Source organism: Ensifer sp. R-19 (genome assembly GCF_049905105.1).
Lineage (GTDB): Bacteria > Pseudomonadota > Alphaproteobacteria > Rhizobiales > Rhizobiaceae > Ensifer.
Window position 1 is genome coordinate 214750 of record NZ_CP184570.1, and the last position, 23531, is coordinate 238280.

At 60.1% G+C, this 23531-nt stretch carries 27 protein-coding genes and 3 pseudogenes; 12 read left to right on the top strand and 18 right to left on the bottom strand.

Features of this window, described 5'->3' with window-relative positions:
- Positions 1-122: 122 nt before the first annotated feature.
- Positions 123-533, bottom strand: coding sequence for a tautomerase family protein (locus tag ACN9MO_RS20390; RefSeq protein ID WP_057252180.1), 411 nt, complete (start codon positions 531-533; stop codon positions 123-125).
- A 109-nt stretch (positions 534-642) separates the two neighbouring features.
- Between ACN9MO_RS20390 and ACN9MO_RS20395 the strand changes: the two genes are divergently transcribed.
- Complete coding sequence (locus ACN9MO_RS20395; RefSeq protein WP_057252179.1) at positions 643-1503, top strand: LysR substrate-binding domain-containing protein; 861 nt, start codon at positions 643-645, stop codon at positions 1501-1503.
- A gap of 24 nt (positions 1504-1527) precedes the next feature.
- Here the strand turns inward: ACN9MO_RS20395 and ACN9MO_RS20400 are convergent, their stop codons facing one another.
- The 10 genes and pseudogenes from ACN9MO_RS20400 to ACN9MO_RS20445 form a co-directional block, all read right to left on the bottom strand.
- On the bottom strand, positions 1528-2277 hold the full coding sequence (locus ACN9MO_RS20400) for an SDR family oxidoreductase (RefSeq protein ID WP_057252178.1): 750 nt from the start codon (positions 2275-2277) through the stop codon (positions 1528-1530).
- 369 nt (positions 2278-2646) lie between these two features.
- The gene (locus ACN9MO_RS20405) at positions 2647-3426 is read right to left on the bottom strand and encodes an ABC transporter substrate-binding protein (protein WP_425987473.1); all 780 of its coding nucleotides are present in this window, start codon (positions 3424-3426) and stop codon (positions 2647-2649) included.
- A 128-nt stretch (positions 3427-3554) separates the two neighbouring features.
- Positions 3555-3948, bottom strand: a pseudogene (locus ACN9MO_RS20410) (VOC family protein).
- Positions 3949-4020: 72 nt separating this feature from the next.
- Positions 4021-4929 (bottom strand): DMT family transporter, encoded by a 909-nt coding sequence (locus ACN9MO_RS20415; protein ID WP_057252191.1) that lies wholly within the window; start codon positions 4927-4929, stop codon positions 4021-4023.
- 279 nt (positions 4930-5208) lie between these two features.
- Positions 5209-5664, bottom strand: coding sequence for a carboxymuconolactone decarboxylase family protein (locus ACN9MO_RS20420; protein ID WP_425987476.1), 456 nt, complete (start codon positions 5662-5664; stop codon positions 5209-5211).
- 23 nt (positions 5665-5687) lie between these two features.
- Positions 5688-5921: pseudogene (locus ACN9MO_RS20425) on the bottom strand (cupin domain-containing protein); the annotation flags it as partial.
- Positions 5922-6046: 125 nt separating this feature from the next.
- Complete coding sequence (msrA, locus tag ACN9MO_RS20430; protein ID WP_113736859.1) at positions 6047-6562, bottom strand: peptide-methionine (S)-S-oxide reductase MsrA; 516 nt, start codon at positions 6560-6562, stop codon at positions 6047-6049.
- Positions 6563-7006 carry a peptide-methionine (R)-S-oxide reductase MsrB gene (gene msrB / locus ACN9MO_RS20435; protein WP_112948237.1) on the bottom strand — a complete coding sequence of 148 codons (444 nt, stop codon included), beginning with the start codon at positions 7004-7006 and terminating at the stop codon, positions 6563-6565. It abuts the gene before it with no gap.
- A 155-nt stretch (positions 7007-7161) separates the two neighbouring features.
- Positions 7162-7317, bottom strand: coding sequence for a DUF1127 domain-containing protein (locus tag ACN9MO_RS20440; RefSeq protein ID WP_082615942.1), 156 nt, complete (start codon positions 7315-7317; stop codon positions 7162-7164).
- A 96-nt stretch (positions 7318-7413) separates the two neighbouring features.
- Positions 7414-7950: a DUF417 family protein gene (locus ACN9MO_RS20445; RefSeq protein WP_113736860.1), complete on the bottom strand. Its 537-nt coding sequence runs from the start codon at positions 7948-7950 to the stop codon at positions 7414-7416.
- A 269-nt stretch (positions 7951-8219) separates the two neighbouring features.
- Here ACN9MO_RS20445 and ACN9MO_RS20450 point away from each other — a divergent pair, with 269 nt between their 5' ends.
- Together ACN9MO_RS20450 and ACN9MO_RS20455 are read left to right on the top strand one after the other, a co-directional pair.
- Positions 8220-8858: a TetR/AcrR family transcriptional regulator gene (locus tag ACN9MO_RS20450; protein WP_113736861.1), complete on the top strand. Its 639-nt coding sequence runs from the start codon at positions 8220-8222 to the stop codon at positions 8856-8858.
- Between the two features lie 46 nt (positions 8859-8904).
- Entirely contained in the window at positions 8905-9813 is a 909-nt protein-coding gene (locus ACN9MO_RS20455; RefSeq protein ID WP_113736862.1) for a LysR family transcriptional regulator, read from the top strand.
- Here the strand turns inward: ACN9MO_RS20455 and ACN9MO_RS20460 are convergent.
- Positions 9810-10763: an alpha/beta fold hydrolase gene (locus ACN9MO_RS20460; protein WP_425987480.1), complete on the bottom strand. Its 954-nt coding sequence runs from the start codon at positions 10761-10763 to the stop codon at positions 9810-9812. The genes ACN9MO_RS20455 and ACN9MO_RS20460 overlap by 4 nt on opposite strands.
- Positions 10764-11151: 388 nt before the next feature.
- On the opposite strand from ACN9MO_RS20460, the gene ACN9MO_RS20465 reads away from it, so the two are divergent.
- The 5 genes from ACN9MO_RS20465 (at position 11152) to ACN9MO_RS20485 (ending at position 15804) form a co-directional block, all read left to right on the top strand.
- Entirely contained in the window at positions 11152-11592 is a 441-nt protein-coding gene (locus tag ACN9MO_RS20465) for a VOC family protein (RefSeq protein ID WP_113736863.1), read from the top strand.
- 100 nt (positions 11593-11692) lie between these two features.
- Positions 11693-13015: an epoxide hydrolase family protein gene (locus ACN9MO_RS20470; protein WP_113736864.1), complete on the top strand. Its 1323-nt coding sequence runs from the start codon at positions 11693-11695 to the stop codon at positions 13013-13015.
- A 549-nt stretch (positions 13016-13564) separates the two neighbouring features.
- On the top strand, positions 13565-14662 hold the full coding sequence (locus tag ACN9MO_RS20475) for a DUF475 domain-containing protein (RefSeq protein ID WP_113736887.1): 1098 nt from the start codon (positions 13565-13567) through the stop codon (positions 14660-14662).
- A gap of 535 nt (positions 14663-15197) precedes the next feature.
- Positions 15198-15473 (top strand): type II toxin-antitoxin system ParD family antitoxin, encoded by a 276-nt coding sequence (locus tag ACN9MO_RS20480; protein ID WP_057252234.1) that lies wholly within the window; start codon positions 15198-15200, stop codon positions 15471-15473.
- Positions 15454-15804 carry a type II toxin-antitoxin system RelE/ParE family toxin gene (locus ACN9MO_RS20485; protein ID WP_425987484.1) on the top strand — a complete coding sequence of 117 codons (351 nt, stop codon included), beginning with the start codon at positions 15454-15456 and terminating at the stop codon, positions 15802-15804. The genes ACN9MO_RS20480 and ACN9MO_RS20485 overlap by 20 nt, the downstream gene beginning before the upstream one ends.
- 5 nt (positions 15805-15809) lie before the next feature.
- Here ACN9MO_RS20485 and ACN9MO_RS20490 read toward each other — a convergent pair.
- Positions 15810-15956 (bottom strand): annotated as a pseudogene (locus tag ACN9MO_RS20490) (integrase); the annotation flags it as partial.
- Here ACN9MO_RS20490 and ACN9MO_RS20495 point away from each other — a divergent pair.
- Positions 15891-16331 (top strand): hypothetical protein, encoded by a 441-nt coding sequence (locus ACN9MO_RS20495; protein WP_162770920.1) that lies wholly within the window; start codon positions 15891-15893, stop codon positions 16329-16331. The pseudogene ACN9MO_RS20490 and the gene ACN9MO_RS20495 sit on opposite strands and share 66 nt — an antisense overlap.
- 188 nt (positions 16332-16519) lie before the next feature.
- Entirely contained in the window at positions 16520-16966 is a 447-nt protein-coding gene (locus tag ACN9MO_RS20500) for a universal stress protein (protein WP_113736867.1), read from the top strand.
- A 556-nt stretch (positions 16967-17522) separates the two neighbouring features.
- On the opposite strand, the gene ACN9MO_RS20505 is transcribed toward ACN9MO_RS20500, so the two are convergent.
- The 4 genes from ACN9MO_RS20505 to ACN9MO_RS20520 form a co-directional block, all read right to left on the bottom strand.
- Positions 17523-17690, bottom strand: a complete 168-nt coding sequence (locus ACN9MO_RS20505; protein ID WP_089045897.1) for a hypothetical protein — start codon at positions 17688-17690, stop codon at positions 17523-17525.
- A gap of 208 nt (positions 17691-17898) precedes the next feature.
- Positions 17899-19416 (bottom strand): tripartite tricarboxylate transporter permease, encoded by a 1518-nt coding sequence (locus ACN9MO_RS20510; protein WP_057251398.1) that lies wholly within the window; start codon positions 19414-19416, stop codon positions 17899-17901.
- 14 nt (positions 19417-19430) lie between these two features.
- Entirely contained in the window at positions 19431-19922 is a 492-nt protein-coding gene (locus ACN9MO_RS20515; protein WP_113398845.1) for a tripartite tricarboxylate transporter TctB family protein, read from the bottom strand.
- Positions 19919-20863 carry a Bug family tripartite tricarboxylate transporter substrate binding protein gene (locus ACN9MO_RS20520; protein WP_058323905.1) on the bottom strand — a complete coding sequence of 315 codons (945 nt, stop codon included), beginning with the start codon at positions 20861-20863 and terminating at the stop codon, positions 19919-19921. The genes ACN9MO_RS20515 and ACN9MO_RS20520 overlap by 4 nt, the downstream gene beginning before the upstream one ends.
- A 552-nt stretch (positions 20864-21415) precedes the next feature.
- Between ACN9MO_RS20520 and ACN9MO_RS20525 the strand changes: the two genes are divergently transcribed.
- Positions 21416-21859, top strand: a complete 444-nt coding sequence (locus ACN9MO_RS20525; protein ID WP_425988298.1) for a DUF1801 domain-containing protein — start codon at positions 21416-21418, stop codon at positions 21857-21859.
- Positions 21860-21928: 69 nt separating this feature from the next.
- A complete protein-coding gene (locus tag ACN9MO_RS20530) occupies positions 21929-22378 on the top strand; it encodes a DUF1801 domain-containing protein (protein ID WP_058323903.1) in 450 nt (149 codons plus the stop codon).
- Between the two features lie 42 nt (positions 22379-22420).
- Here the strand turns inward: ACN9MO_RS20530 and ACN9MO_RS20535 are convergent, their stop codons facing one another.
- On the bottom strand, positions 22421-23488 hold the full coding sequence (locus tag ACN9MO_RS20535; RefSeq protein WP_113736870.1) for an ABC transporter substrate-binding protein: 1068 nt from the start codon (positions 23486-23488) through the stop codon (positions 22421-22423).
- Positions 23489-23531: the final 43 nt, after the last annotated feature.

Here is a 23531-nt window from a genome sequence, read left to right on the forward strand (position 1 = left end):
CGATTGTTCCCTCCCATCAGGCTGCTCTCCGGCGCTCCCACTTTGCCGCGTGATGAAACTGGCGACCCCTCCGCGCAATTCGGACTGCGCGGAGGGGTCGCCAGATGAGAGGATGTCCGCTGCTATGCGGTGACGTTCAGCTTCCCGCTGATGTATCGAAACTCTTGCGTCTTGCCGCCGTAGCCGTAGGCGGCGGCCGGCACCTCGTGCACGAGAATGTAGCTCTCCGAATGCAGCCTGCCGAGAAGTTGCTCGAAGCGGCCGTATACCGCCTCCAGATAGGCAGCCATTTCCGGCTTCGTGTTTGTCCCGTCCACAACTTTGATGTCCAGCCAGAAGCTGTTCAAATCCTGTGCCGCCAACGACGTGCCGCCGGCGAACCAATGGGCGGGATCGATGTAGGCGATGGCGATCGCGGTGATCGTCGGGTCCTTGCGCAGGTGCGTGGCCGTCAGCTCGCTGACCGCAGCTGCGATCCGGGAAGAGAGAGCCGCGTCGGCCTTGCCGCTGACCGTGATGTTGATGATAGGCATGGAAGGCTCCTTTTGGTGAATTGTGATCCGTTGTTGAACTCAATGTGCCATCTTACTTCGTGAATAAAAATCGAATTGTTTAATATCGATGCTTCGATTATTGTGAAGTATGCAAACTTTCGATCCCGACCTGCTCCGAACGTTCCTCGCCTTTGCCGAAGGCGGCTCGCTTGCTCATGCGGCTGCCGCAGTGGGCCGCACCGCTTCCGCTGTCACCGCTCAGATGCAGCGGTTGGAGGCAATGGTGGGAGAGCCGCTTCTCGCACAGGCGGGGAGAGGACGTGTTCTGACGCCGGCTGGGGAGGAATTGCTCGTTCATGCGCGGCGGATTCTCGAAGTCCATCGGGATGCGTGGCTCAGCCTCAAGGGCGCGAAGGCCGATGGTCGCCTGACGCTCGGCTGCACCCAGGACTTTGCCGACAGCAATCTGCCTGATCTCTTACGTCTCTTTGCGCGCACACATCCGCGCGTGCGCCTCGATCTCCGGGTTGGGCGCTCCCGGGAGCTGACGGTAGGCTACGACCAAGGAGCGATCGATGTCCTGATCGTCATGCGGGACGGCGCGCAACCGGACGAGATCGCGATGCTGAGCGAACCGATGCTGTGGTTATCCGCATCGGCAGATCCGGTGCCCGCCGGTGGTGAGCTGCCGATCGCGGTACTGGATCCGCCCTGCGGGTTTCGCTCGGCGGCCACCAGTGCGCTCGAAGACGCCGGCCTTGCCTATCGTATCGCGGCGACCAGTCCGAGCCTTTCCGGGTTGCGTGCTGCGGTCCGCAGCGGCATCGCGATCACGGCACGGACCGCGCGATTTGTAGGCGAGGGGGTCGCCGTCGCGCCCCAAGCCTCGTTGCCGGCGTTGCCGAAAGCGGAGTTCAGCCTGCGGCTCAAGCCGAAGGCGGACAGGGCAGCCTCCAGTCTCGCGATGCTTCTCGCAGAAGGATTGCCGAACGAGAGCAGCAGACCTTGATGTTATCTTGGGGGCCAACGGCAGCTACATTTGCACGGTCATGCCGCCATCGACGGTCAGTGTAATGCCGTTGACGAAGCTTGCAGCGGGCGAAGCCAGGAACACGGCCGCCGGCGCGATCTCTTCCGGTCGGCCCCAGCGTTTCAGGGGAATGCGGACGTCAACGAAAGCCTGGAGCGCCGGATCGGCGGCAAGTGCCGCATTGGTCTCTGTCGCGAACCAGCCAGGCGCGATAGCGTTGACCGTCAACGTGTCGGAGCCAAGCTCGACTGCAAGCGAGCGGGTGAGTGCATCAAGGCCGCCTTTTGCGGCGGTGTAGGCTGGGTCTCCAGGGCGCGCGGCGAAGGCGGCGATGGAGGTAACGAAGATCAGCCGCCCGGAAACCGAACGGCGAAGGTAAGGAAGCGCAGCCTTCGCCATCCCATAGGCCGCCGTCAAATCCGCGTTGATCAGAGCCGCAAAGGAGGCGGGATCCATGGCGTCGGTGCCACGCCGGTCGCGTTCGCCAACCGCATGGATCAGGATGTCGAGCTGCCCTGTTCCCGCTACCGCCGCGTCGACAATCTCTGGCGCATCCGTCGCGACATCGCCCGGGGCAATATCGAGTGCGATGCCATTTTCGGCAAGCTGCCGGCGCACAGCTTCAAGTGTCTCGTGGTTGCGACCGTTGATTGCCACCGCCGCGCCGGCTGAGACGAGAGCCTTTGCCATTTCAAGGCCCAGCCCGCGACCGCCGCCTGTGACCAGTGCCGTCTTTCCGGTGAGATTGAACATGCCGGCCCCTCGGTGCCCGTTGTTTCCTGGTCGAAGCGAAATCAAATCTTCAGGAATGAGGTTTAGCGCCTGTCTCTCCACCCGCCAACCTCGGTGCAGCCGCGGCACCAATTTCCGAATGCGTTCGGCGTGTACTCTCGGGGATCGAATGGCACACGCATGCCTCGAACAAAGGGCGGACGCGATCGTCAGGGCAAGTGGCCTTGTCGAGGTGGATAGGCAGATAGCCTAGGGCGGCACCCCCCGGCGGGACATGTCGGGGACCTCGATCCCAGCGCCCGCCACGACTTGGTAACGATTGGGATGTGACCCGACCGCACCATGACGGCGCGGTCGGATTTCTCGAGGAGCTGGCTGATGCCAGGCGCCTTACTTCATCGTGTAGACGTCGATCGAGAAGTATTTGTCGTTGATTTTCTTGTAGGTGCCGTCGGCACGGATTTCGTCGAGCGCCTTGTTGAGCTTCTCGCGCAGGTCATTGTCCTCCTGGCGAACGGCGATACCGACACCATCGCCGACAAACTTCTTGTCGGTAATCGGCTCGCCGATGAGTTCGCAGCAGTCCTTGCCATCGGCGTTCTTGGTCACCCAGTCGAGCAGCGGCAGCATGTCGCCAACCTGCAGGTCGAGACGACCATTGACCATGTCGAGATTGGCTTCGTCCTGGGTCGGATAGAGCTTGATCTCCGCATCGGGATAGGTGGCGGTGATGTATTCGGCCTGGGTGGTGCCGGATTGCGCGCCGATCACCTTGCCCTTGAGGGCTTCATTGGTGAATTCGGTGATACTGGAGCCATTCGGCGCGGCATGCGTCATCGCGGCGAGATAATAGGGATTGGTGAAGGCGACCTGCTTCTTGCGTTCCTCGGTGATGAACATCGAGGCGATGATCAGGTCGTATTTCTTGGCAAGCAGGCCGGGAATGATGCCGTCCCAATCCTGGGCGACCACTTCGCACTCGACCTTCATGCGCTCGCAGAGCGCAAGCCCGATATCCACATCGAAGCCGCCGATCTTGCCGGCAGGATCGATGAAGTTGAAGGGAGGATAGGCGCCCTCCGTGCCGATCTTGATCTTTTCCGCTGCCTGAGCCGACGACGCGGTCGCTGCCATGATGGCCAGCATGGCTGCTGCAATCTGCTTCTTCATTCGCGTTCCCCTTTGTTTGCATCATTCTTGATGCTTCCAGGGAAGACTATGTCGCTCCGGCCTATAAGCGAAATAGATAGGCGCGATAACCGTTATTGTTTTGGTTGATTGGTGTTGTCTGTCAGGTGTCACTTGTAGCGACCGTGGCGCTGAAGCACCTCGATCTTGTAGCCGTCGGGATCAACCAGGAAGAAGAAACGAGCGAGCAGGGCGCCATCGCGGTTGAAGGTGACGATCTTGCCAGGGTTGAGGCCCGCATCGGCGGCACGTTGATGCTCTGCATCGAGATCGTCGACCGAGAGCGCCAGATGGCCGTAGCCATCGCCGAGCGCGTAGGGCTCGCTTCGATCCTTGTTGACCGTGAGCTCGAGCTCGAATTCGCTCTCCTCATTGCTGAGATAGATGAGGGTAAAGGTTTCGAAGTCCAGCCTTGCGGCGACTTCAAGCCCAAGGGCTAGGCGATAGAAATCGACCGACTTTTTCATCGCGAACCCGGATCATCGAATGGATCGCCTTGGCCATCTACCTCTCCTTCAGCGTTGATTGCGGGCGGGGTAGCAGAGAACGACGCTCCACGAAACCCCGCCTGGCTGCTCAAGCCTTCGCCTGCCGCTTCTTCAGTTGTTGCTCGCGGAAGAAGATGAAGAGGCCCGAGGCGACGATCAACGCCGCACCGATGATCACGGTCGGGCGGGGCGTGTCGCCGAAGAAGAACCAGCCGAAGACCACGGCCCAGAAAAGCAGTGTGTATTGCAAGGGCACGACGGTCGCGGCATCGGCAAGCTTGAGCGAGCGGTTGACGAGGATGTGCGCCAGCATCGCGACGATACCGAGCATGCCGAGTTGCACAAGTGCCTCGCCGTCGACAGACGCCCAGCCGGAAGGGTTGGCCGCAACGCCGATGAGCGAGAAGATCAATGCGCCGACGATCTGCCAGAAGACGAGGGTGGTGTCCGGTGTCGAGCGCAGCGTGCGGCCAAGCATCAGTGCGAAGGCAAAGGCTGTGCTGCCTGCAAGCGCGATCAGCGCCGGCAGGCTGAAGCTCTCCTTGGAGGGTTCAAGCGCAATCAACACGCCGGCGAAACCGACGAGGATCGCCGTCCAGCGCCGCCAACCGACCTTTTCGCCCAGCAGGAACGGTGAAGCGGCTGCAACGTAGATCGGCGCTGCCAGCCAATAGGTCATGGTATCGGCAAGCGGCATATAGGCGACGGCGAAATAGAAGGCCGAGGCATCGATTGCGAAGAGCAGCGAGCGAAGCGCCTGCAGTCCCGGCCGCTCGACCCTGAACATCGAGCGCAGGCCACGCCTTAGGATGAAAGGCGACAGGAACAGAAGTGCCGCGATGCTGCGGATCACCATCAACTGACTGACGGAATAGGTCGCGACCAGCCATTTCCCCATGACGTCGTTCAACGAAAACATCAGCATGCCGAGCAGCATGATGAGGACGCCGGTTCGGGCGGCGTTCGGGGCGGTTACGGGAGCGGTGATCACGGTCATGTTCGGGCCTTCAGCAAGTTGCGCACGCCATGACATATTCCGCCGGGCCGATCCATTGCCGTCTGCATATGGAACCATAAGTTTTGCGAATGAATCGGTTTGGGTATTGCGCCTCGACCTCACGGGACAAAATTGGTTCCGACCGGGGGCTAAATTGATTTCACCGTTTACGGCGCATGTTCCGATCCAAAAAAAGCTCGCCGCCTCAAACATTTAGATCCCAGGAATTAGCATAGCCCGTTGCGGGCGCAGTGATTGCGCCCGCAACGGGCTATGAGATTACTTTTCAAGTGCTGCTTGTGGCGTGTTACGGAAGCTGATCGCCATGCGGTTGTAGGCATTCATCAGGCCGATCGCGATCGTGAGGTCGGTGAGTTCGCGCTCATTGAACTCGGCGTGCGCAGCCGCATAGGCTTCGTCCGGCACACCCGTCTCGGCGACGCGTGTGACTGTTTCGGCCCAGGCAAGGGCCGCCCGCTCACGCGCGTCGAAGAGGTTGCCGGCTTCCCTCCACGCCTGGACCAATGCGATCTTTTCGATCGGTTGGCCCTTTTTCAGGAGGTCGCGGGTGTGCATGTCGAGACAATAGGCGCAATTGTTGATCTGTGAGATGCGAAGATAAACCAGATCCACCAGCACTGGCGCCAGGCCACTTTGCAGGACGTAGCCGTAGACACCGCCAAGGGCCTTGGCGCCGGCCGGTGCAATCTGGTTGTAGTCGAGACGCTTGCTCATTGTTCTGCTCCTTGGGTTCGGGTCTACTTGATCGGGGTGGTGAGTTCTTTTTCATCCGTGTCGGCGACGAACACCGCCAGCAGCTTTGCCGGCTTCGCATGGCTCGCGTTGCGGCTGACGAGGTGGGTGGACGCCGGCGGCTCGTACCAGCTCTCGCCGGCGCGGTAGGTCTGCGTCGCACCGTCATTGACCTTGGACACGATTTCTCCGGAGAGAACGTAGGCGAAGATGAAGGACGACTTCGCATGCGTGTGCGGAACCTAGAGGTGTGTGGCGAAGCGCCGTCGCAATGACGCGGTGGTCGCTTGATGTCGCCTCAGGCTAAGGTGAAGTCGGGCAAGCTAACATGCTTGCCCGACTTCTTTGCGACATCGGCGGCCGGCTATTCAGCGGCGGTCCGCCGCGGCAGCACCCAGTTCCGGCGTGGGAAGTGGCAGGTGTAGCCGTTGGGGTAACGCTCCAGGTAATCCTGGTGCTCCGGCTCCGCTTGCCAGAAGTCTCCGACCGGTTCGAGTTCAGTCACGACCTTGCCCGGCCACAAGCCCGAAGCGTTGACATCTGCGATTGCGTCCTCGGCAATTCGCTTCTGCTCGTCGTCGACGTAGTAGATTGCCGAGCGATAGGACATGCCGATGTCGTTGCCCTGGCGGTTCTTTGTGGTGGGGTCGTGGATCTGGAAGAACACCTCCAGAATCTGCCTGTAGCTGATCGTCCCCGGATCGAAGGCGATCTCGATACCCTCCGCGTGGGTGCCGTGGTTACGGTAGGTGGCGTTAGGCACATCGCCTCCGGTATAGCCCACGCGCGTCGCAATGATCCCGGGGAGCTTGCGGATCAAATCCTGCATCCCCCAGAAGCAGCCACCGGCCAAAACAGCTCTGTCAGCTCTATCGGTCATTTAGATATCCTCCACCTGGTTGATGAACGCGCCGTAACCTTCGCTCTCCATTTCCTCGCGTGGAATGAAGCGCAGGGAGGCGGAATTGATGCAATAACGTAGGCCGCCTCGATCCCGTGGCCCGTCGGGAAACACATGGCCAAGGTGACTGTCGCCATGCTTCGAGCGAACCTCGGTGCGGATCATGCCATGGGAACGATCATGCAGTTCCTCGACGTTTGCTGGCACGATCGGCTTGGTAAAGCTTGGCCAGCCACAGCCGGAATCGAATTTGTCGGAAGACGCAAACAGCGGCTCGCCGGAGACGATATCGACATAAATTCCCGGGCGTTTGTTGTCATTGTACTCGCCCGTGAAGGGACGCTCGGTCCCGCTCTGTTGAGTGACGCGAAACTGCTCGGGCGTCAGTTTTCGGATCGCTTCGTCGGTCTTTCTGTAGGTCATTTCGTTGTCTCCATTGGGGGCGTGTTGTTTGGAAGCTGCGACTTGACTGGCAGGCGCCACATCCGCGGCGCGCGGCCAGTTTCCTCCTGGCCAGGACGCTGGCCGATGCATCTCTTGCGCAGTACCTCGTTGCACCGGCCCGCGTCGTGGCTTGGTCACTGGTTGAACTGCCGGCGAGCGATATCGTCGATTTCGAAGCGGTCGATGCCGATGTCGTCGAGTTGGTGATCGCTATATCGCCCAAGTTCCAAAGCGGTCTGGCGGTAGCGCTGGTGAGCGCGGATTCTCGACAAAAGATAGTGCATGATCATGAGACGTTCCTTTGTTCAGCCGGCCACGTCGCCGGAGATGGTGTAGTCGTAGATTGCAGTGGATGAGGCGGACCGTTGGGTCGCACAATTCGTCAATCAGGCCCGTGTCGAACGGAGCGCCGCAAACGAGTCGACGGCGATCCAGACGGAGAGGGCGAAGAGCCCGACATCCTTGAGCAGGAACTGCCCGGGAGCGACCGAGATCGCTGGAAAGCCGAGCTCAGGCACAAACACACCGGGTGTCGTCACCATGAAGCTGATGGTCGTTGCGAAAAGCCCTGCCGAGAGCAAGCCGCCGACGAGCGAGTAGATCGGCTTTATGAACCGGGCCACGATGAGGACGGCGATGCTTAGCTCGAGGATGCCGAGAAGGTTTGAGAAGCCTTCGACGCTGAAGAGCGAATAGGTCCAACTCAGCAAGGGATTGTTGCTGACCAGGCCAACCAGCCCTTCCGCTTCGTAACGGGTAAATTTCATGCCGCCGAACCAGCCGTAAACCACGGCGAGCGAGCCATAAAGGCCAGCCGCAGTGACGGCCTGGCCGTGGCTATCGATCAGGTCGAGCGCGGAGGCGGCGGAACGAACGTGGACACGCGGACGCGCCGCGCTGTGGTGTGCGAGATCACGAGGCATTGTCTTCTCCCGGTTGGCGGCGTCGGGCCATTCTCCCGATTGGCCTAGTAAACGATACAGGTCTGTATCGATGGGTGCCTAAATATACCGATCTGTATCGTTTGGCAATCCCGCATGCGGGAATTTGTTGTAATGTTACCCGAGAAATAAAGACTGAAGGCGTGGGAGATACGTTGGGGTCGGCCGCCTGGGCGGCCGGCGCGCGTGGCTTGCATTTCTCGCCGAGCGCGATAGAATGATACAAATCTGTTTTGTTTTAAGGAGTGAATATGCGCCGCTCAGAGATCCGGGGTCATCTGCTCGATACCGCTTTGCGCCTGTTCAACCTGCACGGTTACCACGCGACCGGCATTGATCTCCTCATCGCCGAAGCCGGGGTGGCCAAGACGACGCTCTATCGGCATTTTGAAACCAAAGAGGATCTTATCCTGGCCGCACTTGAGCGGCGTGACGAACAATCCCGCGCCGAGATGCGCATCTTTGTCGAGCAGCGTACGAACGATCCCTATGAGCGTCTTCTCGCGACCTTCGATTTCCTCGAAGCTTCGGTCCGGGACAAACAGTTCCGCGGCTGCATTTTCATGAGCGCGGCGGGGGAGCACAAAGAGGCCGTCGATCCGGTGTTCCGCGCCGCTTTGATGCACAAACGTCTGGTCCTTGCCTATTTCGAGGAGCTCGCGCATGCGGCCCGGTTCGCGGAACCGAAACGCATTGCCGACACGATCAACCTCTTGCACGAGGGGGCGACGGCCATTGCGCAAATGACGCGAACAGGCGAGCCGGTTCGGCAGAGCAAACGCATGGCGGTCAGCCTGCTCGCGCAGGAGGTACGCTCTCCTCTGGAACTGTCGGCCAGGAGCGCGCGTGCAGAACTGCAGGCGACGGCTTCAGATGTTGGCGAAGCATAGGATCACAATGTCATAGACAACGTCGGAAGCGCTTGCGGGGGATACGATGGATCGTCTTGAAGCAATGAAGATGCTGCTGGCAGTCGTCGATGCCGGCAGCATTTCGGCAGGGAGCAGGAAGCTGAACGCTCCTTTGCCCAGCGTCAGTCGCAAGGTTGCCGAACTCGAACGGCACCTGGGTGCGAGCCTTATCGTGCGCACCAGCCGCAATCTACAGCTCACCGATGCCGGCAGGGAATATGTCGAGGCAGCCCGCAAGATCATGGCAGACCTCGAGGAAGCGGAGCGTCGGGCATCGGGCGAGTATCAGACGCCTCGTGGTACTTTGACGATCACCGTGCCGGTTGAGTTCGGCGCCCGCTATGTGATGCCGATCGCGCTCAGCTACATGGAGATGTATCCGGAGGTGTCGCTCAATCTCCTCTCGCTCGACAGGACGGTGCATCTGGTGGAAGAACAGGTCGACATCGCCATCCGGTTGGGCGACCTCGCTGACAGTTCTCTCTACGCGGTCAAGGCCGGTGAGTTCCGCCTGCTGACTTGCGCGAGCCCCGCATATCTGCAGCGCCGGGGCGTGCCGGAGCATCCGAGCGATCTCGCGGACCATGACGGCATATTCTTCAACAAGCGGACTTTCTTCTGGACCTTCGATGTCGCCGGCCAACAACTCGAGTCAGTCCCTCGCAACCGTCTTGAGCTGAACACTGCGGCCAATTGCGTGGCAGCAGCGGTCGGCGGAGCCGGCATCGCCCGTTTGTTCGATTATCAAATCCCGGACGAGTTGGCTTCAGGCGCCCTCGTGTCGGTTTTGGAACCTTTCGACCAAGCGCCCCGACCGATCCACATTGTCTATTCCGGGCAGGGTCCGCTCACGCTGAAGGTACGGTCCTTCGTCGACTGGGCGCTGCCCCGCCTTCGCGCTTTCTGCAAACGAGGCGAGGCATCGCAGGCCTAGTTTGCAAATGCAGCCCGAACCTCTTCAACAGTACCGGCCGGATCCTGCAGATGCGGGAAGTGGCCGATACCTGCCAGAAGGTCGAACTCCGAATTGGTGCGCTCGGCAAACTCCTTGCCCATCTCCGGCCTGATGTAGATGTCTTTTTCGCCCCAGATCACTTTCACCGGCGTTCTCAGCTTGGCGAGGTTCGCCTCGAGATAGTCCTCGTCGCGCGTGAAATGGGAATAATAGAAGGCGAAGGCGTCGGCGCTTGTTACACCGTCGCGTGCCCAGGAATCCTTCATGTCCGCTTGTACCTCGGGCGGCAATTCGTACTGGGCATCCGGTGCAAGGCCTCGGCGATGTACGTTTTGCAGGATCTCGTCGCTGGTCTTGTTCATGTAAGCCCGCGTCGGCGTCGCCGCCGGCTCTGTCTTGAGGTTTTGCAGGCTCTCGTACATCCATTGCGGCCTGTTGAACGGGGCGAAGTCGCCGACGATGATCTTCCTTGCCACGGTTGGGTCGTCCAGTGCCAGCAGCAGTGCGGGAAGGCCGCCGATATCTGAGGCGTAGATGACCAAATTCGCTCGGTCGACGCCCGCCTTGTCGATATAGGCCTTGAGAATCTCGGCGTAGTCCCTCGGCGAATAGGAGAACTGCGGCGGTGAGGGGCGTGACGACTGGCCATATCCGGGCCAGTCGAAAGCATGCACCTCGTATTCCTTGCCCAATGTTCCCGCGATCTCTTTCCAGACGGCCAACGTTTCCGGGAAGCCGTGGAGGAAGAGAACCGTGCCCTTGGGATCACTGGGATGGGTAACCATGCGCCGCAGCGTGATGGTCTCGTCGATCTTGATGAAGTCGATCTTCGGTCCTGTCACGGAGATGGCGCCGGCGTGAGCCGATGCCGCCGATGCCATTGCCACCGAAGCGGTTGCGACAAAGTTCTTGAGCGATGGGATAACCATGTCAGGCGTCCTTCTGGTAAATCTGATCCTGACGAGAAGATCCTATATCCATTTGGTCGCTGGCAGATGGTGTTTCTGAGAGGAACCCTCTTGAAGTTACCAAATACTCCGCAGCGGTATCCTGCCTATTTCAATCCCAAAAGGACTCCAGCAGACTAGGCGCAGCGGCACTGGCCGCGGCTGCGACCCAGCGTACGGCGCCTCGCTATCAGCCGTCCCGATCGAACCATGTATCCGCATGAGAGGATGGCTCTCAATTTCGCTGGGTGCTGGCCGCCCGACCTCGTTCTTAGATTTCCGTTCATTCGCGGATCGTTCGTTTTCGACGGCGATCCCAAGCGAACCAGCGAGCCGAAAAAATCGCTCGCTTAAATAAAGGAAGATCAGAATGAACGATATGACGTCCTCTTCGCAAAAAGCGGCTTTGGAAAAAGCCCGAGCGCTCCCTGGCCACTCGACCGTCGGTACGAACGATCTCGACGCTGCCGCTGCCTACTATGACAAATTCCTCGCCGTTTTTGGCATCGGTCGCGTGCTCGTTCAGCCGGGGCGTGCCGTCTACTACGGGCACCGGGCCCTCGAGTTCGGTGTGCTCAAGCCGTTCAATGGCGAGACGGCCATTGCTGGCAATGGTACGATGATCGCCTTTGAGGCCCGCTCTCGCGCGCAGGTGGATCTCGCTCATGCAACGGCTTTGCAAGCGGGCGGTTCGGACGAAGGCGCTCCCGGTCCAAGAGGCCCTGACGGCGGTGACCCTTACTGCGCTTACTTTCGCGATCCGGAAGGAAACAAGTTCCTCATCTACCGCACGGGTCCCGACGAAGCCTGACGATCAGCGTAGCTCGGGACCTCGCTGTAATCGGTGAGGCCCCGGCTTACGCCCAAACCCGTTCGATGCCGATTGTGAGTGTTCAAAAGGGATCTCTCAAATGGACTTGGAAAACAAGGCTGGGAAGCGCCAGGTGACGCGACGCTCGTTTCTGCTTTCAGGCGCTGCGATCGGTGCAGCGGCAGCGGTACTACCGACGTCCGGCGTTGCCTCCAACGTCGCGAAAGCGCCGATCAGCAGCGACGACATCCGCCCCTTCAAGGCCGACATTCCCGAGACCGCCCTCGCGGATCTGAAACGCCGTCTCGCGGCGACGCGCTGGCCGGACAGTGCGACCGTCGAGGATCGTTCCCAGGGTGTCGATCAGCAGACGCTTCAGGACCTCGTGGCCTATTGGCTGTCCGCCTACGATTGGCGCAAAGCGGAACGAAAGCTCAATGCGTTTCCTCAATTCCTGACGAACATCGACGGGCTGGACATTCATTTCATCCACGTCCGCTCGCGCCATGAGAATGCACTTCCGCTGATCATGACCCATGGCTGGCCGGGTTCGGTCTTTGAGCTGCTGGACGTCATCGCCCCGCTGACCGACCCGACCGCTCATGGCGGCAAGGCTGAAGACGCATTCCATCTTGTCATTCCCTCTATCCCCGGCTTCGGATTTTCGCAGAAACCAACCTCGACAGGTTGGGACGCACAGCGGATCGCCATGGTCTGGGACACGCTGATGAAACGGCTCGGCTACAACCGCTATGTCTCGCAAGGCGGTGACTGGGGCGCCATCATCAGCGACGCCCTCGGGCGTCAGGCTCCGGAAGGGCTGCTCGGTATCCACGTCAACCGGATCGAGCGCGCGACGACGTTCCCACCCGACGCCGCCCAGGCGCTGAAGAGCGGAGGGCCGGCTCCCGAAAGCTTGTCGGCCGACGAGAGGCAAGTTTTCGACGAGGCTCGCGACTTCCTGAACAACGGCTTTGGCTACGCGTCGATCCTCAGCACGCGTCCGGAGACGGTCGGCTACGGGCTTGCGGATTCTCCGGTGGGCTTGGCGGCCTGGCTCTACGACAAGATCGCAGATTGGGTGTTCACACGAGGTCACCCGGAACAGGCTTTGAGCCGGGACGATATCCTGGATAACATCACATTGTACTGGCTGACGAACACCGGTCCGTCGAGCGGACGCATTTACTGGGAGAACCTCAAGGCTGGAGCGAAGCTTACCGCGGCCAAAGTTCCTGTCGCCGTAACCGTGTTTCCGGGGGAGGTCTATCGGCCGCCAAGAAAATGGCTGTCAAAAGCCTATCCGAAGCTCGTGTACTATAGTCACGCCTCGAAGGGCGGGCACTTTGCTGCCTGGGAGGAGCCGGAACTCTTCGCCGAAGAGGTCAGGGCAGGCTTCAAGGCGATGCGTTTTCGGAATTAAGTTCGTCTCCAAGTATGGCGGACAACGAATTGGCCAGGGATTGGCGGCGGCGACCACCGGTTGGCAATCCTGAGGGCGATTGATTGATGCCCGCCTCATTGGTCAAGTTCCGGGATATGGCTGGCGAGGTGCGATGGCGACTAGCCATTCGCGGTGAGTATCGCAGCGCACCATTCATCAAATTGTGATCTCGACAAGGCCGCGATCGCGAGAGTCGTTTGCGTCGGACCGAAACACGGCGCCTTTGCGTGAACGACTTCCTAAAGCGAGAAGCGCCCTCTTGACGTTCCACCGGACGCTGCTAATTAGAAAGTGGTCCCGCCCTTAAGACATCGGACGCGGGATGAACACTGGTGCCGGGCCCCTCTGGCGAGAGTTTTTACGGCGCTCTCGTGATGTCGGTACCGCCAGCAAATTAGCCGGCGGATTAGCTCCAATGAAAACTGATCTCATGCCTCACGCATGTGCCCCTTCGGCCGTGCGCATTTCCGTTTTGAAACCACATTTCTTCACCGAATCCGGCGTCGTTCGCGCGAAGGAGGCCCGTCGATGACACAGCCTCAATCGCATACAAGCGCTCTCGGTTATTTCAAATGGGCCTTCATTGTCACGGTGGTGGGCCTGGTGCTCGGCGCCTGGCTCGGTTGGCAATCGACCGGAACCATCGGCGGTATGGCCTCGGTCTTCTTCATCTGCACCGTGCTTGCGGTGCTCGAGATCTCGCTGTCGTTCGATAACGCGATCGTTAATGCCAACAAGCTCAAGGACATGACGCCCGAGTGGCAGCATCGCTTCCTGACCTGGGGCATCATCATCGCCGTCTTCGGCATGCGCATCGTCTTCCCGCTGCTGATCGTCGTTATCGCGGCGAAGATCGGCCCGATCGAAGCGATCGTTCTCGCCGCAAGTAGGCCTGAGGAATACGCGCGTATCATGAACGACGCGCACCTGCCGATCGCAGCCTTCGGCGGCACCTTCCTGATGATGGTGGGCCTGACTTACTTCTTCGATCACGAGAAGGACGTGCACTGGATCAAGTGGGTCGAGAGCAAGATGGCCAGGTTTGCGACCATCAAGGGCATCGAAATCGCCTTCGTTCTCGCCCTTATTCTTGGCTTTTCGACTCTGCTCGAACCGGCAGAGGTCCACACGTTTGTCTATTCGGCGATCTACGGCCTGTTGACGTTCCTCGTGGTTGAGGTGGTCGGCGGTTTGCTCGATGCCTCACAACAAACCATGAGTGCGGCGGCAAAAGGCGGCTTTGGCGCCTTCCTTTACCTCGAAGTCCTCGATGCCAGCTTCTCGTTTGACGGCGTCATCGGCGCCTTCGCCCTGACGCAGAACCTCTTCGTCATTGCGATTGGCCTCGGCATCGGCGCCATGTATGTCCGTTCGATGACGATCATGCTGGTTGAGAAGGGAACGCTCAACGAATACCGCTACCTGGAACACGGTGCGTTTTACGCGATCCTGATCCTTTCGGTCGTCATGTACTTCCAGACGCTCGTCCACATTCCGGAAGTGATCACCGGTCTTGGTGGCGCGGCGCTCATCGGCATCTCGCTCTGGTCTTCGATCCGGTACAACAAGCGCGAACGCGAAATGGAACAGATGGAAACGCGGGATTCGCAGCAACTGCGAGCCTGATAAGATCTTTGGATGTGACAACGAGCCCGGCGGACATGTCCGCCGGGCTTATTTTTTTCGAGACCCTTCGACGGGGTGGAGTGGTTTTGCGTTAAAACGGCTACGTGCGAAGATACATTTTTGTCGTTTTTGAATGAACGACTTCTGTCGCTCAGCCGAGAGATCGAGCCGTAGATTGTGACCTAACGATTTCACGCCGCGAGCAGGGGAGGGGCGCACAAAGCCCCGACGCATTGGCGGGATGGGTAGGGAAGCGGTCGCGGCAGTATTTGCAAGTCACTTCGTCCGGAACGTGCCCCAGTTGCTTTGCACATATCGCTCGTCGATCTGCGCCGAAGACGCTAGATCCGCTCAAGCTCGGCGGGCGCGCCACCCGCGACGGTCGGCAATCTGCGGTCGCTCGACTAAGTGCGCCACTTCCTGGTCATTGAGATGATCCGGGCCGACGCCCTTGGCACTGCCACCCTGATGGGCATCTCATCAGATTGACAAATGTGCTACTGAGTAGCAAGTTAGGCTCAAAGGAGTTAAGCCGATGAGTGTGAAATCGTCGATCTCGCTGACTGAGCAGCAGGATTCGTTTGCCCGTTCGCTGGTGGAGAGCGGCCGGTATTCCAGCATGAGTTCCGTTCTTCAACAGGGCCTGGAACTACTTCGCCAAAAGACCGAAACTGAGGCCGTCGAAACGGCAGCGCTTCGCGAATTGGTCCAGCGGCGATTGAACGGACCAATGATTTCTGCGACGGAAATGGAAAGCCGCGTCGCGGCAATGATTGAGCGGAAGCGACGGGTTGTTCGTGTGGGCTCTTGAATATTCTGAGGATGCCAAACGCGATTTCGAGTTGATCTTCGATCATCTGTTCGACGCCTATGTCGAACTCGGGGACGCGCCTGACGAGGCGGTGGAGCGTACCGCTGAACGGATCCGCAAATTGCGTGTCGAAATCGATCGTCTCGTCGATACGCCTTATATCGGGACCCTGCGCCCCGATATTCATCCCGGGATCCGGTTTCTTCGGCGGGACAAAGCAGCTATTTGGTTTCTTCCGGTGGAACATAGCCGCGCAATCGTTGTCGCGGCAATTTTCTACGGCGCGCAGGACCACATCAGAAATATGCTCGCACGTATGCTGGCGGGGTAAGATTCCTACAGCCCCGTGGCCTTCGTCAAATTGACCCTAAATCGGTCGCGTCGGCGCTGGTATCTGCGGTTCATTTCCGCACTCGCATGGCCAAGCTGCTTTTGCACGTGGCGCTCGTCGGCTTCGGCCGAGGAGGCCAAGCCGGCGCGCAGCGGACAGATGTTCAGGAACGGCGCTGGAAACTCGACCTATCTCGTTGGGTCGTCGTGCCGCGCATTGCAAAACCGCGCGCCGCGCCGGATAAACATTCAATGCTGGCCAGTGATTTAAGGAATGTGCTTGAGGAGCTTTACAAGGCTGGTGCCTATCGGGTGCCGGCCGACGAAGTCTATTGGCCACGAGAACTGCATGCGGCGGTCTTTCGCGCCCTCAACATGCAATACATTACCCGAAGAGAAGGAGACGGCGGCCGTGTCGAGTTCTCGCTGACGCAAGCCGGCTACGAGGCGATCGGTGCCGAGGTGCCCTGGTCCTACATCCTGCGCCGGCGACTGCGGGATTTCTTCCTCTTCGGCAAAGGCCGCTAAGAGGCTTCGCCAAAATGCAAAACTGCTTCGCGATCTCGCGAGCGCGGGCTGCTTTATCCAGGCGATGGCAAGGCACCCCTCAAGGCGTAGTCGGCGTCTCCGTGCTGAAGTCCGGAACGTTGATCGGGATCAAGGAATAAGCCGCTGATGGCGGTAGGCTTGAATGAAACTTGGAGAAGGAGGATCCCATGTTTCGCAATATTCTTATACCCACCGACGGTTCGCCGTTGGCAACAATCGCGGTCGATGCAGGCATAGCCTTCGCGAAGGAGGCCAGCGCAAAAGTGACCATCCTTGCCGTTACCGAACCATTCCATCTCTTTTCGGTCGATCCCGAGCAGGTGTCGGGCACGCGCGACGAATACGAAGCGCTGGCCAGCAAGCATGCCGCGGAGATGCTCGCGGCTTTGGCGCGCAAGGCAGAGGCGGAAGGCGTGGCGTGCCAGACGGAGCAGGTCAGCAGCCACGAGGTCTACCGCGCAATCATCGACCAGGCGACACACAAAGATGCCGATCTCATCATCATGGCGTCGCATGGTCGCGGTGGTGTCGGAAGCCTGATGCTCGGCAGCGTAGCTGCCAAGGTGCTGGCTCATTCGACGATACCGGTATTGATCTATCGCGCGAAGAAATGAGGCGACTTAGCGCGACGCGTCGTTATGTCCTGCGTACGCCGACAGTGGGTTGAAGGCGTTCGCTAAGCCTGATGAGGCAGGGACGCGCTTTTCCAACATAGCAACGGCTCGGCGATCTACCGATCCCGAGCCGTTTATCCTTGGGAGGATTGGCGCGCCTTAGGCGCGTTGAAATTCATTAGTCGCGGCGCGTGTCCGGGAAGTTCGCCGGGTCGATGCCGAGGGTGCGCAGGTCGCTTGCCTTGGGGCGGCGGCGACCTTCGACAGCGGCGGCGGCAGCGCTAGCAGCGCCGAGAACTGCGAACGCACGACCGATGAAACCCGTGTGGTAGCCATCTTCTTGCTCGCTTTCGTTTTCTCTCTGATGAGAAAAAGATGGGGGCTGGCCGGTCTTGCTGCAATGCACAATTTGGCACGTCAGCCATGCAGGGAAAGCAGTCCGGTTGCTCGCGTCGAGGCACTACCCCATAAACGCACAACGGCCCGGCGATCTTCCGATCCCGAGCCGTTTTTCATCCTTGGGAGGATAAGGCACCCATTGGGCGCCGGAATTTTGTTAGCCGCGGCGCGTGTCCGGGAAGTTCGCCGGGTCAATGCCGAGGGTGCGCAGGTCGCTTGCCTTCGGGCGGCGGTGACCTTCGACAGCGGCGGCGGCAGCGCTGGCAGCGCCGAGAACTGCGAACGCACGGCCGATGAAACCCTTGTGGTAAGTTGTGGTAGCCATCTTCTTGCTCGCTTTCGTTTTCTCTTTGATGAGCAAAAGATGGGGTCTGCCCGGTCTTTTTGCAATGCACAATTGGACACTCCAGCCATGCAAACGAAGCAGGCCCGGTCGGTAGTGAAATCGACCGGGCCTGCGGATAGGCCTTGGGAGGAGGCGCTAATTCGGACAACTCCGAAAGGGGCTCCCGGAGTTGTTTTGCGAAGACGACTTAGTCTTCGTTCGCCGCCAGTTGCGAAAGCACCTCGCCACGACCGCGGGCCCTGAGGATCAGCGGTACGATCAGCGCAGCAGCGGCAATAACCAGAAGTACAGCTGCGATCGGCGAGGTGAACAGCACGCTGTAGTCACCCTGGCTGATGGCGAGCGCCCGGCGAAGCTGCTGTTCGGCCAGCGGACCGAGGATCAGGCCGACGACGACGGGGGCGATCGGATAACCGAAGACACGCATGGCGTATCCGAGAAGGCCGAAAGCGAGCAGCATGCCGAGTTCGTAGACGGATGGGTTGGCGCCGATGGTTCCCAGCGTCGCGAACAGCAGAATGCCGGCATAGAGCCACGGCTTCGGGATGGTCAGTAGCTTCACCCAAAGACCGATCAGCGGCAGGTTCAGGACCAGCAGCATGAAGTTGGCGATGAGCAAGCTAGCGATCAGGCCCCAGACGAGCTGCGGGTTGGTCGCAAACAGCAGGGGGCCCGGCTGCAGGCCGTATTGTTGGAAGCCGGCGAGCATGATTGCAGCTGTTGCTGTCGTCGGCAGGCCGAGCGTCAGGAGAGGTACGAGCGTTCCGGCGGCGGACGCGTTATTGGCGGCCTCGGGACCTGCAACGCCCTCGATTGCGCCATTGCCAAACTCTTCCGGATGCTTCGTCAGACGCTTTTCTGCAGCATAGGAGAGGAAGGTGCCGATCTCGGCGCCGCCAGCCGGCATGGCGCCGATCGGGAAGCCGATGATGGTGCCACGCAGCCAGGGCTTCCAGGAACGCGCCCAGTCGTTGGCGCTCATCCAGACGGAGCCACGAACTGCCTCGACCTTGTCGGGCCCCTTGTCGCCTTGCGCAGCGATGAAGAGCGTTTCGCCGATGGCGAACATGGCAACGGCGAGCGTCGTAACTTCGATGCCGTCAAGCAGTTCCGGAACGCCGAAGGAGAGGCGCGCCTGGCCGGTCAACTGGTCGATGCCGACGACGGAAAGTGCCAGCCCGACAAATAGCGACGTCAGGCCGCGAAGGGTGGAATCGCCGAAGGCCGAAGAGACGGTGACGAACGCCAGCACCATCAGCGCGAAGTACTCGCGCGGACCAAAGACCAGGGCCAGCTTGACGATATAGGGCGCGATGAAAGCGAGGCCGAGCGTGGCGATGAGGCCGGCGACGAACGAGCCGATCGCAGCTGTCGCCAGCGCCGGGCCGCCGCGTCCGGCGCGCGCCATCTTGTTGCCCTCGAGCGCGGTCACGATCGACGCGCTTTCGCCTGGTGTGTTCAGGAGGATCGACGTGGTCGAGCCGCCATACATGCCGCCATAGTAGATGCCGGCGAACATGATCAGCGAACCGCCGGGATCGAGCCGATAAGTAACGGGCAGGAGGAGAGCCACGGTCAGTGCGGGCCCGATGCCGGGCAGAACGCCGACGGCGGTTCCGAGCGTGACGCCGATCAGCGCATAGAGCAGGTTCATCGGCTGGGCAGCAACCAGCAATCCCTGCAGCAGGAAATCAAAAGTAGCCATGGTCGTCGGCCCTCTTAGAAGAACAGGCGTTCAAGCGGCCCCGCGGGCAGCGACAGTTGCAGGAGCTTGGCGAAAATCACCCAGACGACGAAACAGAGCACGATGCCGACGGGGAGAGAAAACCAAAGCTTGCGTTTGCCGAAACCGCGCGCGGTCAGCGCGAACAGAATGCCGGTGGCGATCGAAAAACCCGCGACTTTCAGCAGAAGCATCTGGGCAGCCAGGCCGCCAACGATCCAGATGACCGGAGCAACCTCCTGGCGTTCACGCTCCGGAAAATCGCCGCGAAACGCTTCGAATCCCGTCCAGATAGCGAGAGCCAGAAGACAGCAGGCGATCGCATAAGGGACCGTCGTCGGTCCGACCTGGGAGTAGCCGGCAGCGCCTGCCAGGCGCGACACATCCCAAAAAATGAGGCCAGCGATAGCGGCGAGAACCACCGCGATGAAGAGCGCCGCCCGATCCGGGCGACGCGTTGCGGTTGAAGGGTGATGCCCCTTGGTCATTTCACCAGTCCAATGTCCTTGAGAACACCTTCGGTTGCCGCAACGTCCTTTTCGAGCTGGGCGTTGAAGGCATCACCGGCGAGATAGCTGTCCTGCCAGCCCTTGGTCTTCAGAACTTCCTGCCAGCCGGCGGACTTCGCAAGCTTCTCGATATCGGCCGAGACGGCAGCCTTCTGCTCATCCGACAGTCCCGGAGCGGCTGCGACCATCCGCCAGTTTTCGACGACTACGTCGAGGCCCGATTCCTTGAGTGTCGGAGCGTCGACGCCCGCAATGCGCTCGGGGCCCGATACGGCGAGCAGGCGGAGCGTGCCGGCCTTGATCTGCGATTCGAATTCACCGTAGCCCGATACACCAGCCGTCACCTGGCTGCCAAGGATTGCGGCAAGCGCTTCACCGCCACCGGAATAGGCGATGTAGTTGATCTTGGTCGGGTCGACACCGGCAGCCTTGGCGATCAGGCCAACGGCGATGTGGTCGGTACCGCCGGCCGAGCCGCCGGCCCAGGAGACCGCGCCCGGATCCTTCTTCAGGGCTTCGACTAGGTCTCCCATCGTCTTGATGTCAGACGAGGCCGGGACGACGACCGCTTCGTATTCGCCGGTGAGGCGCGCAATCGGCGTGACGTCCTTGAGGGTGACCGGCGATTTGTTGGTCAGGATCGCGCCGACCATGACATAGCCGCCGACGATCAGGGCGTTCGGATTGCCCTTCTGCTGGCTTGCGAACTGCGCGAGGCCGATGGTGCCGCCGGCGCCCGGCACGTTCTGAACCTGAACGTTGCCGGAGATGCCTTCCTGCTGCATGACCGTCTGCAGCGAGCGTGCCGTCTGGTCCCAGCCGCCGCCCGGGTTTGCCGGTGCGATGATGGTGTAATCAGCGGCAAAGGCCGGCAGCGACATGGCGCCGGCGAGAATCGTTGCGAGGAAAAAATGTTTCAAAGGTCAGTCCTCCGTGAGGCGCGTTTTCACCGCGCACGTTGTTGCTCAGTGCGAACGGGAAGACGGCGACGGGTTCTTTCGACCCTTGTCGCTTGACCGGATTGGTGGCTTCCTCCCAGTGCGCAACCGGCGACCCGCCTCCACGGGTGCCAGTGACCCTAAGGCAACATAGAAAGCTGACATTTAGCTGACATCAAGCCCCGAATGCGCTTTTCTGTGCGTGACGTTTACGAAATCTTAGATTCTTGGCCGCGCCAACGAGGGAGATAGCCTCTGTCAGCCTCGGTGGCCGAATTCGGAGAGGTTGATCCACCGGGAAATGGGCGAATCGAAACCTCGGAGCCGAGGTGCCGGTTCCACGTATGATGGCAGCGATATCGCGACGACGGCAAGCTGTGGTAGTGTCGCGCCGGCCACCCCGAAGACCTGTTCGCCCCGAGACCTGTTCGAAAGGATGGAGCAATGACCAAGACAGCCAACTCCAAGATCGCCAATGTGACATCGAAGCGACCAACAAAGTATGACGCCACGCGGACGCGAGTGTCAGCTAAAATGGAAGGCGAAAAAGAGGAGAAGGGACAGGCGGTTGCAGATCAGCCGAAATTGCTTTCAGGCGGCAATCCCCAGATCGCCAAGGGCTATGGCGATGCGCCGGTGCAGGCCTATATCGCCGCCATGCCGGGCTGGAAGAATGCGGTCGGGCGCCATCTCGACCAGCTTATCATGCGCGCCGTCCCGAAGGCACAAAAGGCCGTGAAGTGGAATTCGCCGCTCTATGGCATGGAGGGCGACCGATGGTTCCTTGGCATCCATTGCTTTGCGAAATACATCAAGGTCGCGTTCTTCAATGGCGCGTCCCTCAGCCCGCCGCCACCCGTCGAATCCAAGATGGAGAATGCGCGCTATTTCCATATCCATGAGAAGGAAGAGATCGATGAGGCGCAATTCAGCGATTGGGTAAAACAAGCGAGTCAATTGCCCGGCGAACGTATGTGAGCGGAATGTCAGTGACGTCGTGCAGAGCGCACCCCGCGTGATGTGTGATACCTGCGTGGAGATGATCGGATGAAGAAAGCAACGGGAAAGATGACGAAGACTGATGCGGTGGAGGGAGAAGCGCCTGCCTCCGAACGGATCGATGCCAGGATAGCTGAACTGGGCGACTGGCGGGGAAAGATGCTTGGGCGGGTTCGGAAGCTCATCAAAGAGGTCGATCCCGAGGTCGTCGAGGAATGGAAATGGAGAGGCGTTCCGGTTTGGGAACATGCGGGGATCATCTGTACAGGCGAAACCTACAAGGCGGTGGTCAAGATGACCTTCGCCAAGGGCGCATCACTGGAAGATCCCTCGGGTCTCTTCAATTCAAGCCTCGACGGCAATACCCGGCGGGCGATCGATATCCACGAAGGCCAAGAGATCGACGAGGACGCTTTGAAGGCCCTCATTCGCGCTGCCGTGGATCTGAACCAGTCGGTACAAGCCGAGCGTAGCGGTCGATCCCGCAAGAAGACCTGAAGTCCCCGTTCAGGGCGCCGCCGAATTGGCGCGCCCCTGATTTCAGTGGAGCCGCAGGACCTCGTTCCATTTGGCAATCAGACGCGAGCGCTTTACCTGGTCAAGATAGACCATCAGTCCGGGGCTGACGGGAACCGGGCGCAATTGAGCGCCCAACATTTCCTGCATGGTGTTTGCGGTATTTTCTCCGGCGACCTCTGGGCTGACGGCGGCGATCTGGAGTTCGCGCGCCATGATCGTCTGTCCTTCCTTGGACATGAAGAATTCGAGATAGCGGCGTCCAAGGTCCGGAGAGGCCGAAGCCTGGGGAACGAGGCCAATTCGCGACATCACCACCGTGTAGTCCTTGGGCAGCATGATCCCGACATCCGGATGCCGCGCTGCCCAGTCCGCCGCATAGGAGCCAAGGATGTTATAGCCGAGCACGAAGCGCCCGTCGGCCACCCGCTCAAGGATGGCCTCGCTGGTGGAGTAGAGCTTGACGCCAGCGGCACCCATTGCCTGGATCACATCCCAGATATCGCCGAACTGCTCCTGGTCACGTGCCATGAAGAGGAAGCCGACGCCGGAGCGCTCGATGTCGTAGGTCCCGATACGGCCGAAGACGTTGGCGCCCTGGCGCTTCAGGTAGTCGACGAATTCGGAACGCGTGGACGGTGGTTTTTCCGTCGTGAAACTCGGCTTATGATAGACGAAGACGGCCGGCTCGAAGGTGAGCGCATAGGCCGTGTTGCGCCAGTTTGCCCATGCGGGCCAGCGGTCGCTCATCGGCAGGTCGCTGCGCTGGGCATAGCCATCGTTGCTGAGCTTGACTTGCAGATCCATGGCGGAAGAAAAGGCGAAGTCCGCCGTCTTCATTCCGGCATCCGTCTCCTTGATGATGCGGTCGTAGATCTCGCCGGTCAGCATGTCTTCGTAGCGCACAGTGACATCCGGATTGGCCCTCTGGAAGCCGATGATCATCGGCTTGGCGAGAGGCTCATCGAGCGAGGAATAAACCACCAGCGTGCGCGCATCGGAGTTGCCGGAAAGGGCTGGAAATATGATCGGCGCCGCAAGGAGCAGCCGGGGGCAAAGTGCAAAAAAAATAAGAGAAATCAAGAACCGCATGAATTCACAATGCCTCAGCGTGTCACCGTTCACAAGCAAGGCG